The organism is Halioxenophilus aromaticivorans (genome assembly GCF_042850945.1).
Classification (GTDB): Bacteria; Pseudomonadota; Gammaproteobacteria; order Pseudomonadales; family Cellvibrionaceae; genus Halioxenophilus; species Halioxenophilus aromaticivorans.
Genome location: NZ_AP031496.1, coordinates 1,424,575 through 1,437,869 on the forward strand (window position 1 = coordinate 1,424,575; position 13,295 = coordinate 1,437,869).

Annotated in this window: 14 protein-coding genes; 5 read left to right on the forward strand and 9 right to left on the reverse strand. The window is 50.1% G+C overall.

The features are described 5' to 3' along the window. Positions 1 to 75: 75 nt before the first annotated feature. Complete coding sequence (locus tag ACGHM3_RS06210) at positions 76 to 939, forward strand: formyltransferase family protein (RefSeq protein WP_345427285.1); 864 nt, start codon at positions 76 to 78, stop codon at positions 937 to 939. A gap of 46 nt (positions 940 to 985) precedes the next feature. Here ACGHM3_RS06210 and ACGHM3_RS06215 read toward each other — a convergent pair whose 3' ends face one another. The 7 genes from ACGHM3_RS06215 to ACGHM3_RS06245 form a co-directional block, all read right to left on the reverse strand. Further along, complete coding sequence (locus ACGHM3_RS06215; RefSeq protein WP_345427287.1) at positions 986 to 1,738, reverse strand: hypothetical protein; 753 nt, start codon at positions 1,736 to 1,738, stop codon at positions 986 to 988. Next, positions 1,735 to 2,388: a L,D-transpeptidase family protein gene (locus ACGHM3_RS06220; protein WP_345427289.1), complete on the reverse strand. Its 654-nt coding sequence runs from the start codon at positions 2,386 to 2,388 to the stop codon at positions 1,735 to 1,737. Before ACGHM3_RS06220 ends, ACGHM3_RS06215 begins: the two co-directional genes overlap by 4 nt. A 344-nt stretch (positions 2,389 to 2,732) precedes the next feature. Next, complete coding sequence (locus ACGHM3_RS06225; RefSeq protein ID WP_345427291.1) at positions 2,733 to 3,503, reverse strand: metallophosphoesterase; 771 nt, start codon at positions 3,501 to 3,503, stop codon at positions 2,733 to 2,735. A 15-nt stretch (positions 3,504 to 3,518) separates the two neighbouring features. After that, complete coding sequence (locus ACGHM3_RS06230; RefSeq protein WP_345427293.1) at positions 3,519 to 4,634, reverse strand: PA2778 family cysteine peptidase; 1,116 nt, start codon at positions 4,632 to 4,634, stop codon at positions 3,519 to 3,521. Between the two features lie 30 nt (positions 4,635 to 4,664). Further along, positions 4,665 to 5,066: a PA2779 family protein gene (locus ACGHM3_RS06235; RefSeq protein ID WP_345427295.1), complete on the reverse strand. Its 402-nt coding sequence runs from the start codon at positions 5,064 to 5,066 to the stop codon at positions 4,665 to 4,667. Between the two features lie 164 nt (positions 5,067 to 5,230). Next, entirely contained in the window at positions 5,231 to 5,791 is a 561-nt protein-coding gene (locus ACGHM3_RS06240) for a type 1 glutamine amidotransferase domain-containing protein (RefSeq protein WP_345427297.1), read from the reverse strand. Positions 5,792 to 5,830: 39 nt separating this feature from the next. Next, the gene (locus ACGHM3_RS06245) at positions 5,831 to 7,294 is read right to left on the reverse strand and encodes a catalase (protein ID WP_345427299.1); all 1,464 of its coding nucleotides are present in this window, start codon (positions 7,292 to 7,294) and stop codon (positions 5,831 to 5,833) included. Between the two features lie 913 nt (positions 7,295 to 8,207). Between ACGHM3_RS06245 and ACGHM3_RS06250 the strand changes: the two genes are divergently transcribed. Both ACGHM3_RS06250 and ACGHM3_RS06255 read left to right on the forward strand, forming a co-directional pair. After that, positions 8,208 to 8,573 carry a hypothetical protein gene (locus ACGHM3_RS06250; RefSeq protein WP_345427301.1) on the forward strand — a complete coding sequence of 122 codons (366 nt, stop codon included), beginning with the start codon at positions 8,208 to 8,210 and terminating at the stop codon, positions 8,571 to 8,573. 704 nt (positions 8,574 to 9,277) lie between these two features. After that, positions 9,278 to 9,799, forward strand: a complete 522-nt coding sequence (locus ACGHM3_RS06255; protein ID WP_345427303.1) for an ATP-dependent zinc protease — start codon at positions 9,278 to 9,280, stop codon at positions 9,797 to 9,799. Positions 9,800 to 9,905: 106 nt separating this feature from the next. On the opposite strand, the gene ACGHM3_RS06260 is transcribed toward ACGHM3_RS06255, so the two are convergent. Together ACGHM3_RS06260 and sfsA are read right to left on the reverse strand one after the other, a co-directional pair. Further along, a complete protein-coding gene (locus ACGHM3_RS06260; protein WP_345427305.1) occupies positions 9,906 to 10,583 on the reverse strand; it encodes a spondin domain-containing protein in 678 nt (225 codons plus the stop codon). A 306-nt stretch (positions 10,584 to 10,889) separates the two neighbouring features. Then, the gene (gene sfsA / locus ACGHM3_RS06265) at positions 10,890 to 11,603 is read right to left on the reverse strand and encodes a DNA/RNA nuclease SfsA (protein ID WP_345427307.1); all 714 of its coding nucleotides are present in this window, start codon (positions 11,601 to 11,603) and stop codon (positions 10,890 to 10,892) included. Positions 11,604 to 11,823: 220 nt separating this feature from the next. Between sfsA and dksA the strand changes: the two genes are divergently transcribed. Together dksA and gluQRS are read left to right on the forward strand one after the other, a co-directional pair. Then, positions 11,824 to 12,264, forward strand: coding sequence for an RNA polymerase-binding protein DksA (gene dksA / locus ACGHM3_RS06270; protein ID WP_345427309.1), 441 nt, complete (start codon positions 11,824 to 11,826; stop codon positions 12,262 to 12,264). Positions 12,265 to 12,398: 134 nt separating this feature from the next. Next, positions 12,399 to 13,286 carry a tRNA glutamyl-Q(34) synthetase GluQRS gene (gene gluQRS / locus ACGHM3_RS06275; RefSeq protein WP_345427311.1) on the forward strand — a complete coding sequence of 296 codons (888 nt, stop codon included), beginning with the start codon at positions 12,399 to 12,401 and terminating at the stop codon, positions 13,284 to 13,286. Positions 13,287 to 13,295: the final 9 nt, after the last annotated feature.

Genomic DNA, 13,295 nt, shown 5'->3' on the forward strand with positions numbered 1-13,295 from the left:
GTTTGGCCCTATGTTGTGGGTAGCATCCTCTCTAGATATCACTCGCGCTGCTGGCCGGGTGTGTGGGGTTTGAATGTGAAAATTGCCTACTTCGGTGACGATTTTTTTAAAGACTGTTTCGATGTGATTGTTCGGCGTGGTCACGTTGTGGCAGGGGTGTTTGTGGCAGGCCCTAGTGAGTATTTTAAAGGGCTTAAGGATATGGCCCAACGATTAGGGATTAAAGTCCACAACAGGAATATCGATCACAAATGGCTAAGTGATTTTGTCCGTAAAAATAAAATAGACTGTATTATTTGCGCCGGTTACTGCAAAAAAATTGAGTTCGATTTCAATACCGTTTCCTCAGTTAATATCCATCCTTCCTTATTGCCGGTAGGGCGTGGCGCTGATGCCGCGGCTTGGATCAGTCTGCTCCACCAAAATGCTGCGGGCGTTACTTTCCACAAAATATCCGAAAGCTTAGACGAGGGCGATATAATTATTCAAAAAAGGCTTAACATCGACAGGCTAGAAAGTTGGGATATGTATATGCTCAAAGCCAAGCTTACGGCAAAAGAGATGCTAACGTCCTTGCTGGATAATTTTCCGCATTACTATCGTAAGGCAAGGCGGCAGGGGCCGGGTATTGAGTGGCCAGTGCTCACAGCTTCCGAGCGCGTTTTATCCTGGGTGCATTCCCACGAAGAAATAGTAACCCTTATCAAAGGGTTTGGGCGGTGGGGTGTAATCGCAGTAATTAGTAAGCGGTATTTTCTCGTTAATAATATCGAGGTAAGTCGCTTTGAACATCACTTGCCGGTTGGCGAGGTCATAACGGAAGATAAATTTGCGTTCTATATTGCCACCAAAGAGGGGGTGGCAATAGTGAGAAGCCAGGACATACTCCGAGAAATCCACCCTGACGAGGCCACCAAACTTGGGTTGCCGGAGTTCTAACGTTAGTTGTGAAATGACCTCAGATCAAAACAGGACTAGTGTGATATCACTGTTGTTTAGCCATTTGGCACAGATCGATATCGCGCGGTGGCATCTGCGAAATTACTCGAGCAGAAGTGATTCTACCGCTTAATAGGTTAAATACTTTAAGTTGAGTGCCTTTGACCAGTTTATCGATGGCAACCATAGCGTCGCCACATTGTTTGGGTCTAATATCATACCAATTGACGAAAACCCGCCAAGCATTTGAGTAACAGTAGCCAGTGGTGAAATTGGCCTTAAACGATGACGAAGGTACACAGGCCACAACCGGGTCTGTGGCTATAATTCGTGCTTGCGGTTTCACACTAAAAGCGCCTATTTCCCAGCTTTTCTCTGCCCAGCGAAAAACACTACCTTCTTCCGTGAGTAAATGTACTTGGTTGTCCATAAGAAAGAACTCCGCGAGCAGCTCATAAAACTCAGTGGTTTTCTGTTGCTTGGACGATAAGTCAAACCAGACAACTTTTGGGTGATTTATGCTTTGATTGTCAATGGTGGTTCCTTTTATGAATAACTCTCCATCTTTTTCTTGAACCTGTTCTATCGCGTCTAATCCGAGATCTGCTTTGTTGCCATCGCTCGTAATGATGTGGCCATCTTTTATTTCGTAGGTTCCGTAATTTGGTGGTGAACTTTGTTCGCTGTTCTTGCTGGGTTGAGCCGCGCAGCTAGTAATCCAGAAGGTTAATGCAATTGCTTTCGCCAATGGCGAGGCGTATTTCGCGATAGAGATCTTTCTTCTTGAACGTCTTTTCATTGGTCAGCCCCGGCCTGGTAGCGTTCATGATACTTGTGGACAATAAATGGCGTGCCGGGCTCGAATCCGCCTCTGGTGAATATTATCTCGCGATCGGATGGTTTTAAATGGATGCATCCGTGGGAATGGGAAAGCCTGATGGGGTCTGAACGGGAGTGTTGGGCCTCGTTTTCGGGTGTGGTATGAAACATTTGGCCCGATAACCGTTCATCGTCATTTAAAGTACGGTCGCCATTGGTATCTTTAAACCAACGGATCGCCACGGGGCCAAAATCGTTAAAAACCCAGCTGTTTGGCACTACATCGACCCGATAGAGGTTAAGATAAGATCGGCGAATATGTTCTCGGGTAATATTAAAATCCTTTTTTACAGACCCCCATGCGCCCGAACTTAATTGATACCATACATCATTCAGATCTGGTTTATCCTGCAACTTAGTCCCCCATTTTATCTGCGACCAAGGCCACGTCGGTGTTCTGTACTTTTCAGCTCTTTCAATCACATAGGAACCTGGCCAAGTTGGCTCTTCTGGCATGGAGGGGTCATCGCTAATAGTGGACGGGCCGCCCCATGCCTCGTAACGGCCTAGCACGGTTATTCCTTTTTGTAGAACGAGGACTTTCTGTCCGGGGTAAAAGTGTAATTCCATTTAAGCACCTTTGATTTAGAGCCTCTTTAAAACCAGTGAGACAGCAACCGCAGAAGGGTAGCATGTGCGAACTGGGTTGAAGTGTGAGTGAAGTCACAGGTACTTTAAAACATCGTCAATATTGAAGGTATCAAGCGTTTTTGAAAACAGACGTAAGAGTAGGGGGGAAGAGGGCAACCGAGCGCTATGACAGGCTCTATTGTCTTGGTTAGCCAAGCGCTGATTGGTTGGGTTAATCCGCGTCTTTTGTAGGTATTAATATGTAGGTATTAATACTCGGCCTGGTGAAGTGTCAGCGAGTAAATATCATGTTATAAGGGCCGCCACTGCTGCAGAAAAACGAATTATCCCCGATAAATACACTTCAACCGTTTGCGTGCAATGCGTTTTTCTTGCGGGTAGGCAAAGGCATTGTTTAAGTAGCGTACTCCAGCGATGGTGGTATCCACATTAACGTGGCTGTGGCCGTACACGTGGATGGATGGGTTGTATCTACGCAATGCCATATCGATTTTAAGGGAGCCTAACACCGGGTACACAATGCGATGTTTGTGGGGAATAAAATCCGGCATAACATCAATACGCGGTAAAAAGTGGGAGCAGGTAATCACCGTGTGTTTTGGCTTTTTTTCGTCGGTCTCAGCCGGGACCGCATTTTGGGCCAGAAAATAATCGCAAATGGTTTGTTCAGTGTAACCCTCCGGCCAGCGGCAGGCGCGGTAGTCTACCCAGGCAGCTTTAAGTTGCTCAGAGGGTTGGCCGAAGGAATAGTCGTACCAACCGTGAACGGCAATACAGCTAACGCGTTCGCTGTGCAGTTGTTGGTGTTCTATACCATGCGCTTTGGCCAGTGCCAGCACCGCGTGATATTTGTCGATGGAGGTGGCATAGGGTTCGCGTTTTACCCATAAATCGTGGTTGCCTGGCACAAACAACACTTTGGCAAAATTGCGTGTCACAGTGGCAAAGCAATGCTCCAGTAGGGCTAGGCGGTCGCTGATATCACCGGCTAACAACAGCCAATCATCTTGGTAGTCCCAGTGGGACATTTTAGTAAGCCAGCGTTTGTTCTCTGGGTAGTCGGTGTGGAGATCCGATAATGCAAACACGCGCATAGTTGTGGGGCCAGCTTATAAAGGACAAGTCAGTGTTGGGCAGTTGATTGGTTGGCTAGTCTCCACATAGGGGATTTCTTCGTCAAGAGCGGCTCGCTCTGCGTCCAGGCTAACCTCTTTTAATGTAGCTCGGTAATTGTCGTTGTTGGAATCCAAGCTTACGGCGCAGGTGGCGGCCTGGGTCGCTTGGGTAGAGCACTGCGCGGCCAGTAATAAATAGGCATAGTTATTCCAGCCCTGGCTAAAGTTTGGGTTCTGGTTTATCAACCGTTGGTACAACTGGTTAGCCTCCGGGTAATTGCCCTGCACGTGGTAAAAATTGGCCATGCCGAACAACGCCATTTCCTCATCGGGCCAGCGGGCGAGGGCTGCTTGGTAGCCTTGCTCCGCCGCTTCCAGGTGGCCGACTTGCTCTAAATCGTTAATGGCTTTTATCAAGGGTAGTGGCTCGGCGCTGGCCGGTAGCTGCGATGGATGCAACACAACCAGGCCCCAGCGCTTGGCGCGGGCCCAGGTTTTTTCGAATAACGCAGCCGGCATTGTATAGTCTTCGGTTTTGCCGGAGTTTAATACAATGAGTTCGCGATCTAGGTCGTAGCCCTTTACCACCGCGTAGTGCCATTTAGGCCACCAGCTAAAACGAAGGTTTTGCATTACCAACACGGGATTGTTTTGAGTAACCTCCGCCAGCAAACTGGCGAAGTTATTCGGCAGCGTGTAAGCCAATTGCCCGGTTCGACGTGCTTGGGCCACTAACTCTATCTGCAATGAGCCGCCGCGTTTGGGCACAAACACCGTTTTTGCCAGCGCTTTCGGTGTTACCGGTTGGCCCCGATAGTTCAGCACCGTGGCTAGAGCCGCCGGGCCACATTGGTTTTCCGTCTGCGGGAAAAACGGCAGCTCGGCAATGCGATGCTGGCGTGGCAGGTTCTCATCGAGCGGCCAAGGCTGCTGTTGTATAGAAGGCTGTTGTTGTACAGAAGGCAGCCGGGCGCAGGCGGCCAGCATCAGCAGCGCGGCGGTAATGGCTAACCGGCTTGCGGTTGCAATAACTCGGCTTGGCGTGCGTTTGGCGCCGTGTAACGGCAGGTCTGCCGTTGCCGCATAAGCGCATTTTAAGGAGGTTGGCATAAACAGTGGTTCTGTTTGGTGAAAGCGTCTCTATTTGTTGATGCAGTTTACAAAACTGAACAGGTCCGTGGCACATAACATATCAGTGATCACAAACACCACGAATACGACCAACAGGGTACCTAAAAGGCCTTCGCCTGCGGGCCCACTTTGCAGCGCATCATTAAACGCCAGCAATTCTGAGTGGGTCATGGCATTAACGCGCTGTTCGGCATCGGCAGCGGACACGCCATAGCGTTCCAATTGTTGTTTTATATCGTCGGTTTGGATCAGGGTTAACAATGCCTCGCGGTCATATTCAGTTTGGGCAGCCGCCAAGTAACTGTCGGTTCCAACCATGGCTGCGTTGGTGTGGTTACTTACAAGGCTTGCGCCCAGTAGCAGGCTGATCATCAGGTAAATAGAAGCCTGTTTTAATTTAGTGTTTATCATAGAAGAGAATCTCTTGCTGGGGGTGGTTTTTGAGGGTAGGGCCACTGTCAGGGCTCTGGTGAGAGCTTGGGTGAAAGCTAGAGTGGGAGCCAAGAGGTTAACCACCCGCGCACATAAATGAAGGCGGGTGGTAAGCTGTCACTGTGTAGGCTTAGTTCTTTACATCAAGCGGTGTAACGCAGTTGCTTGGCCGACAAAATTTCGTCAATGATTGCGCGGCAAAAGGCATCCAAATCGTCGGGCGTACGGCTGGTAATAAGTCCACCGTCCACCACCACGGGTTCGTCCACCCAATTGCCGCCGGCATTAATAATGTCGGTTTTAACACTGTTGAACGATGTTAATGTTCGGCCTTTTACCACATCGGCTTCCACCAGCATCCACGGGCCGTGGCAAATTGCCGCCACCGGCTTTTGCTGGCTAAAAAAGCTCTGCACAAACTTAACCGCCTCTGGGTTAGCTCGCAGGCTATCCGGGTTGTGTACGCCGCCGGGCAGTAGCAATGCGTCGTATTCATCGGCGCGGGCAGTGGCTACCGTCTCGTCTACGTGGAACATGTCGGCGGGCGATTGATGATTAAACCCTTGGATGTCGTCATCTTTCAACGAAATGATAACGGTTTCCGCTCCGTGGGTTTGGAAGGCCTGTATTGGCTCTTCCAGTTCGCACTGCTCAAAGCCATCGGTGGCCAGTACGGCAATTTTGCGTCCCATTAAGTCGTTCATAATGTTACCTCCACTCGGGGTTTTGCTTTGTTATGTGATTTACATGTCTAGTTCACTCTTTACGCCGGCCTCAATACGTTCGCCAACGTTAATATCGATGCGCTTCCAATACTTAAAAGCACGCTCTAATACCGGTTTGGATACGCCATCGCACAAATGCCCTACCACGTTGTTGACTAAGCGATGGCGTGCTTGTTCGTCCATGACTTCGTTGATGAGCACCCGCGCTTGGCTGTAGTCGTCGTCATCGGGCCTTTCGCTGTAGGCGGCTCGTACCATGCTGCCGTCGGCAGACCAAACCGCCGATTCCGGGTAACGCTCAGGGTCGGCCTGGGGTCCACCCTTACTGTTGGGAGCGTAAACAGGGTCAGCTACTTTGTTGACACGCATGGCGCCGTCTTTGCTGTAACTGTGGAAAGGGCATTGCGGCGCGTTTACTGGGATCTGCTTGTAGTTCACACCCAAACGCGCACGGTGCGCATCGGCGTAGGCAAACATGCGGCCCAGCAGCATTTTATCTGGGCTTGGGCCGGTGCCTGGCACCATGTTGTTGGGCTCAAAGGCAGCTTGTTCAATTTCAGTGTGGTGATCGGTGGGATTGAGATTCAACGTCAGTTTGCCGACTTCAATCAGAGGGTAGTCCTCGTGGGGCCATACTTTGGTTAAATCGAACGGATTGATGCGATAGGTTTTGGCGTCCTCGTAGGGCATAACCTGCATCTTAAGTGTCCAGCTCGGATGGTTGCCCTCATCAATCGCGTTAAATAGATCGCGGGTGTGGTAGTCGGCATCTCGGCCGGCCATTTTGTCGGCGTCATCCTGGGTGAAGCACTCAATGCCCTGGTCGCACTTGAAGTGGTATTTCACCCAGAAGCGCTCGCCTTCAGCATTTACCCACATATAGGTATGGCTGGAGTAACCGTTCATGTGGCGCCAGGTTTTCGGAATACCGCGGTCGCCCATTAACCAGGTTACCTGATGGGCTGACTCGGGAGATAGCGTCCAGAAGTCCCACTGCATATCGTGGTCGCGCAGGTTGTTGTCGGCTCGACGTTTTTGCGAGCGGATGAAGTGCTGAAACTTCAGTGGATCGCGGATAAAAAATACCGGGGTGTTATTGCCCACTAGGTCGAAGTTGCCCTCGCTGGAATAAAACTTCACGGAGAAGCCACGCGGGTCGCGCCAGGTGTCAGGGCTGCCGCGCTCACCGGCCACGGTAGAAAAGCGCATCAGCACATCGGTTTTCGTATTGGGCTGGAACACCGCAGCTTTGGTATAGCGGCTAACGTCGTGGGTAACTTCAAAATGGCCAAATGCGCCACTGCCTTTGGCATGGGGTTGGCGCTCCGCAATGCGTTCGCGGTTAAAGTTCGCCATCTGCTCAATAAGATAATGGTCGTGTAAAACGATAGGGCCATCTTGTCCAACGGTTAAAGAATGTTCGTCACTGGCTACTGGGATGCCGGCATCTGTGGTTGTAGGCTTGCGATTGTTTTCCGCCACGGTTCTCTCCAACGAAATGTAGTTTGTACAAAGGTCTGCAAAGGTTACAGCTGATAAGACTGTGATTTAGCGGCCTTTGGCCCGTATTCTGGGCGTTTTGATTAATTTGCTAATGGTTTATGGCAAGGGCTGTGCCAGACGAAGACAGGGGTACAAAGTGAGTCGCAGGAAAATCGCCAAAAGGTAATTAAAGAATGCCCCGTGACGGTTCTCTTAAGGACCTATTGTGGACTGGGTTAGACAGCTAACTAGCGCAGGGTAGGAATACAAATTGGCTAATAGTGTTGGCATCTTGTAATGCTCAATAATCGGCGGCCAACCGCTGAGGCACTGAGACAACCGGGGGCAGCCCAACACTCCTATAGAAGGTGCAACTGCAAGCCAGGTTTGGTACTACTCATTTACAAATTGTTTACAACCGAGGGTATTTTGTTGGATTAAAGTTAGGGTATTTAAGGCGATCAATAACGCGACGCGGTGATGGCGGCGCAAACTAGTAATCAGTGCCGTTTGTGCCTCGGTTTGGCCGGTTGTCCTCTGGCGAAAAAACTTCGGTTTTTGCAGTGGCGGAAGTGGAGAGCATAGACCACAATTACAGTATTGCACTGCGGCATTAGTTCTGGCTGGTAAAGATCCTGGCTTAAGCTTTGCTTTGTTACTGCTGATTACGCGGCTGAGTGCGGCGTTAAACACAGCAGGAGACTTTCCCGGCCCGGGCGGTAGATTATTTATCGGTGCTTGTGACGCAGTTATCCAATAGCTGATTTTGATATTAAACATTCAGCATGGATTCATCGGTTTAGCACACACTAACGGCTAAGTTGCAGAAGACAGCGATGGCCTAGGTACAGGGATTCAGTAGCGACCAAAAGTCATTCTTGATAAACCAACCTAACACCCTCGGTAGGAAGTAATGGTAAAGGCATTCAAACCCAACGTTTATTTAAAAACCACTTGTCCAAACTCGTTTAAGTTTTATTTATTTTTAGCTGAGTCGGGCATCCTTAAAAATTTTAAGATCATTCGCTGTAACCCGGAGCTCGAAGCCGAGTTTGAAGAGATGAATGTATTTCTGGCCAAGGCCACCGGTAAGTCGCCTGCCTATCCAATGGTCGAGTACCATCCTGGGGAGTACTTATCGGATTCTGACCGGTTGATTGATTACTACTCCGTACGCGAAGGCGTTTCTGAGATCGGCATGCCAGCCCTTCAGTACTATCGAAATGAGTTTTTCCCCTCCATGGTTGATATGGACGCCCAGCCGGTGAAATCGGCATAAGCGAAGACTTGAGTTCAAGACAACCGGCTTACATTTTTTAGCTTAGCAAAACTTGCAATGGCCAAGGCTCATTTAAGAGTCATGGCCGTTGAGAGTCAAACCGGCGGCGGTGCTTCCCCATAGCCCCTGAGGTTATCCGTTCTTCGCTTGGTACTGCTCAGGCTTACTTACCATAACGTGTTGTCTGTTTAGACCGGAGCTTTAGATCAGGCTAATTTTCAAAGTTCTTGTAGCGCGGCTTTTGTAGTCGCACGAGGGTTTAACCAGGTCTCGCGAGGCACTAGGCAAGTAATGGCTTTCCATACTGACGTAAATACCTACGTTCCTCTCCACGTTCTATCCTACATTCTGCACTCGCGCGCCAAAAGTAAGCGCGTATATAAGTAGTGTGACCATCTTTTGACACACCAACACAATTTGGCCGAGTTGGAAGGGTTGATATCCTATATTTGGTGCCATATCTTGGCTTATATCAGCCGGTAGGTGACATTTCATAAGTTGGTTTTTAAATTGCTTAGTTTTTACCTATAGCCGAAAAGCAAATGCTCAAAGTGCGGCTTTGTCCAAGCTTTACAGGGTAAATGCCTGATATGATCGCGCGCTTTTCGAATTGGCGAGAAATAAAGAGGTCAGCTCTTTTATTTCGCTCCCGCGAATCGGCAGATTTACCGGTTTGGGACTGAGACTCTTTATCGGAGGTAACGATGTTTGTATTGTGGTTGCGAAAACCATTGTTGTGTACAGCGGCACTGTTGTTGTCGGCCAGCGCGTCGGCAAAACAAGAGGTATTCGGTTGGATTGAGAAAGCATCCATGCCCGGTATTGGTGTTACTGCTAAGGTAAAGATGGATACCGGTGCTTTGACATCGTCGATCCACGCTACTGATGTAGAACGTTTTTTGAAAGATGACGAAAAGTGGGTGCGTTTCACCGTTAAACTGGAAGACAGCAATACCGAAGAGCCGGTGACCAAAACCCTAGAGCGCCCGTTTCATCGAAAGGTGAAAATCTCCGGTGCCGGTGGTGTCGATAACCGAGTGGTGGTGTTTCTTGATATTTGCATTGGCGACCGGTTGTTGCGCGAGCAGTTCACCCTGAGCGATCGCGAGGACAAAAAGTACGGCATGTTAATCGGCCGCCGCACCATGAAACATATGGGCTTGGTGGATGTGACACAAACCTTTACCAGCCAACCCGACTGCAGCCAAAGCTTGGGCTCTTTGTAATCCGCGCTTGGCTCACCGAGCTAAACTACCGCCAAAAAACCCGCGCCTCGCGCGGGTTTTTTGTGTTTGGCGGCGGGCTTTAAGGCTGCCCCCTGAGTAGTAGTAATTACTTATAACGCTGATGAACGGTTTTAATGGTTACTTTAGCTACCGGCCCCTGCCAGTTATAGGTTGCCGTGGATAAATCGCCTTCACCGTGAATACCAGGGCTTGGGTAAACATAGCCTTCGTCATCTTCACCGGCGGAGACACCCTCGCCACCGCAGGTTGGCCCAGGAATGCTAATACACAATTCATCGTTCATTTCGCTACCGGCATCGTAAGCGTGGGCATAAAAGGTTGCTTTGCCGCGCAATGGTAAGCGCACGGTATCCAAGCCTACAAAGGTATCGTTGGTTGGCAACAACATTGCCGCGGTGCTAAAAAAGCGCGCGCCAGGTGCCGTGGTAATGGTGAACGAGACACTGTTGCCAGGCTGCAGCAGGCCTTCGGTGGTTTCGATATCGTTGACCCGATGGTTGACCAGCAGAGTGTCCATCAGTGGCACGACATCGCCACCTTCGGCCAGTGCCGCCAACTCTTCAGAGGCGGGCTCGCCCACCGAGTAAAAATCCGTGGCCTTATTGTGAGTGGCGGCAATAAAGGGGGTGAAGGCGATGGATTTTGTGATGTTGGTGATGGTGACTTTATAGGTTTTTTCTGCTGCGTAGGTCAGGCTAGAGGCGGCCATTAGAAGGGCACCGGTTGCGGCTATATGCGGCAATTTACGAGAAAGAATAGACATGGTTTGCTCCAGTATTTTTAGTCAGCGCGTTGGCAAAAGTCGAAACTTTTGGCGATATACTTAAGTGCAGTAAACGGCGAGTAACCGGTTAGCGGTAAAAGGCTCAACACTTAAGTATCTGGAGCAATATTAAAAAGTTATTCACTGGTATTATTCACAAGTGAATAACCAAACCATCACAACTTGGTTTTAAATTTCATTGGAACTTCTGCTTAGGCAGAGGGTGGCGACATTGCCTTGTACACAACGGACAGTACACAACGGACAGTACACAACGGATAGAACACAACGGATAGTGCACAGCGGTTAGTACACAACCGGTAGTGGCCTATTGAGCGCAATGTTGGAAACGGTTAAGCGCGCTTGGTACGCCAAAATTTCCACGCCATCTGCGGCGGCTTTGCGCAGTAACTCACCATAAAGCGGGTCGATATGGTCGGCAGGGCTCACGGTTTCTATGCCTGCGTGCTGCACGCAAAATAGAAGCACGGCACGTTTACCTTGATTAACCAGTTCACTCAGAGCGCGTAAATGTTTTGCTCCGCGATCACTGACAGAATCGGGAAAATACCCCTCGCCGGGAGCCTCCATCAACGTGACGTTTTTCACTTCAACAAAGCACTCCCGGCTATCAGCGTCACTCTCGCTCAGTAAAAAGTCGATTCGGCTATTATCAATACCGCACACGGCTTCAGGTTTTATCAGTTGATAATGCGCCAGCTCCTTAATAGTGCCGTTGATTATTGCTTCTTTGACCAAGTGGTTAGCTCTACCCGTATTGATGCCAGCGCGGTAATTTCCTTCGGCGGTTACCAGTTCTAACGTATTGGGATATTTGCGTTTTGGGTTATCAGATAGTGAATACCAACAAGGAGAGTTTGGCACTAGGCAATGCCGCATGGAGCCAGTGTTAGGGCAGTGCACGGTGATCACTTCACCACTGGATGTTTTTATATCGGCGAGGAATCTTTTGTATCGTTTTAATAAGATTCCTCGCTCAAGCTTAGGAGAAATTTTCATAATAAATTGCATTCTTTAGCGCCGAAATAGGGCGCAATTCGTCGTTAAAAGTGGCGTATGGTAACAATTTAGCGTTACCCCTGTGTCATTTGGGAAAAACTGCTAGCACTGGTCAGAGGTTTCTGGTAGGTTCCCTTGCTCTAAAAATCTGGACTTGAAAAAAAGAGTTTAGGCCGCATGTTAATGGGCCTGTGTTTTCGACTAGCGAGGCGTAGCAACCATGCCAAATTCAACCGCCGCAGACAAGATTTCCTCCCACGGTATTGAGCCGTACCAGGAGAAGCCCGGTGAGGAATATATGAACTCCGATCAACAGGAGCACTTCCGCCAATTGTTATTGGCTTGGAAGTCTGAGTTGATGGAAGAAGCAGGCCGTACCATGTCCCACTTGAAAGACGAAGCGGCCAATTTTCCTGACCCGGCCGACCGTGCCAGCCAGGAAGAAGAATTTAGCCTTGAGTTGCGTACTCGAGACCGAGAGCGCAAGTTGATTAAAAAGATCGACTCCACATTGGAGCTGATCGAAGCAGGCGACTACGGATTCTGTGACACCTGTGGGGTCGAGATTGGCGTTCGCCGACTAGAGGCTCGTCCAACGGCTACCCTGTGTGTTGATTGCAAAACCCTGGCTGAGATTCGCGAGAAACAAGTCGGCGGTTAATGTGCTTTCTCCCGCACCCAGCCGCACTGCTTGCGGCTGGGCATGCACTCTTCCTTCTTTATATACTGCTTCTACCCAATATAGCTTCCATCCTTTGCCTGTTGGCATCTCAACGTTGTGTTTAGGCGGCCTGCATGACTGCTTCAGCCTCTAACTATGTTGGGCGCTTCGCGCCATCGCCCACCGGACCCCTGCATTTTGGTTCGCTTGTGGCTGCTTTGGCCAGCTACCTGGATGCTAAATCCTGCGCCGGTCGTTGGCTGGTGCGGGTGGAAGATATTGATCCGCCACGGGAAATTCCCGGTGCTAGGGACGCAATCCTCAATGCCCTGGTGGCCCATGGTTTAGACTGGGACGGTGAGATATTGTTGCAGTCACAACGCACGGCACACTACAAAGCTGCCCTGGCCGAACTTTCCGCCCAAAGGCACACCTATGCGTGCAGTTGCAGCCGGCAACGTCTACGTTCTCTGCCCAACGGTTACGATGGGCAATGCCTGAGCCAACCTCCTACGTCGCGCACTCCGGCGGCTATTAAGCTCAAAAGCCGGTCTTTCTCCTACCAATTTGAAGATCTTATCCAAGGGCGGCAGTCGCAGTTGTTGCAGGCCCCCCAGGATGATTTTGTGCTCTGGCGCAAAGACGGTTTGGTGGCCTATCAGTTGGCAGTGGTGGTAGACGACTTGGCCCAGGGGGTAAACCATGTGGTGCGCGGCTCTGATTTATTAGACAGCGCCGTGCGCCAGGCACTGCTATTGCGGCTGATGGGTGCCGAGCCACCGGCATACGGCCATCTGCCCGTGGCGAGCAAACAAGATGGGCAAAAGCTCAGTAAACAAAATCACGCAGCCGCATTGGATAACAGTGCAGCCGCAGCGAACTTGGTGCGTGCGCTGCAATTTTTGGGTCAAGCGCCACCGGAGCATTTGCTCCAGGGCTCGGTGCAAGCTATCTTGCGCTGGGGCTGCGAACACTGGCACCGGGGCAAAGTGCCGGCCAGTTTGGCCATTGCAGTGGATTAATGTAGGGGG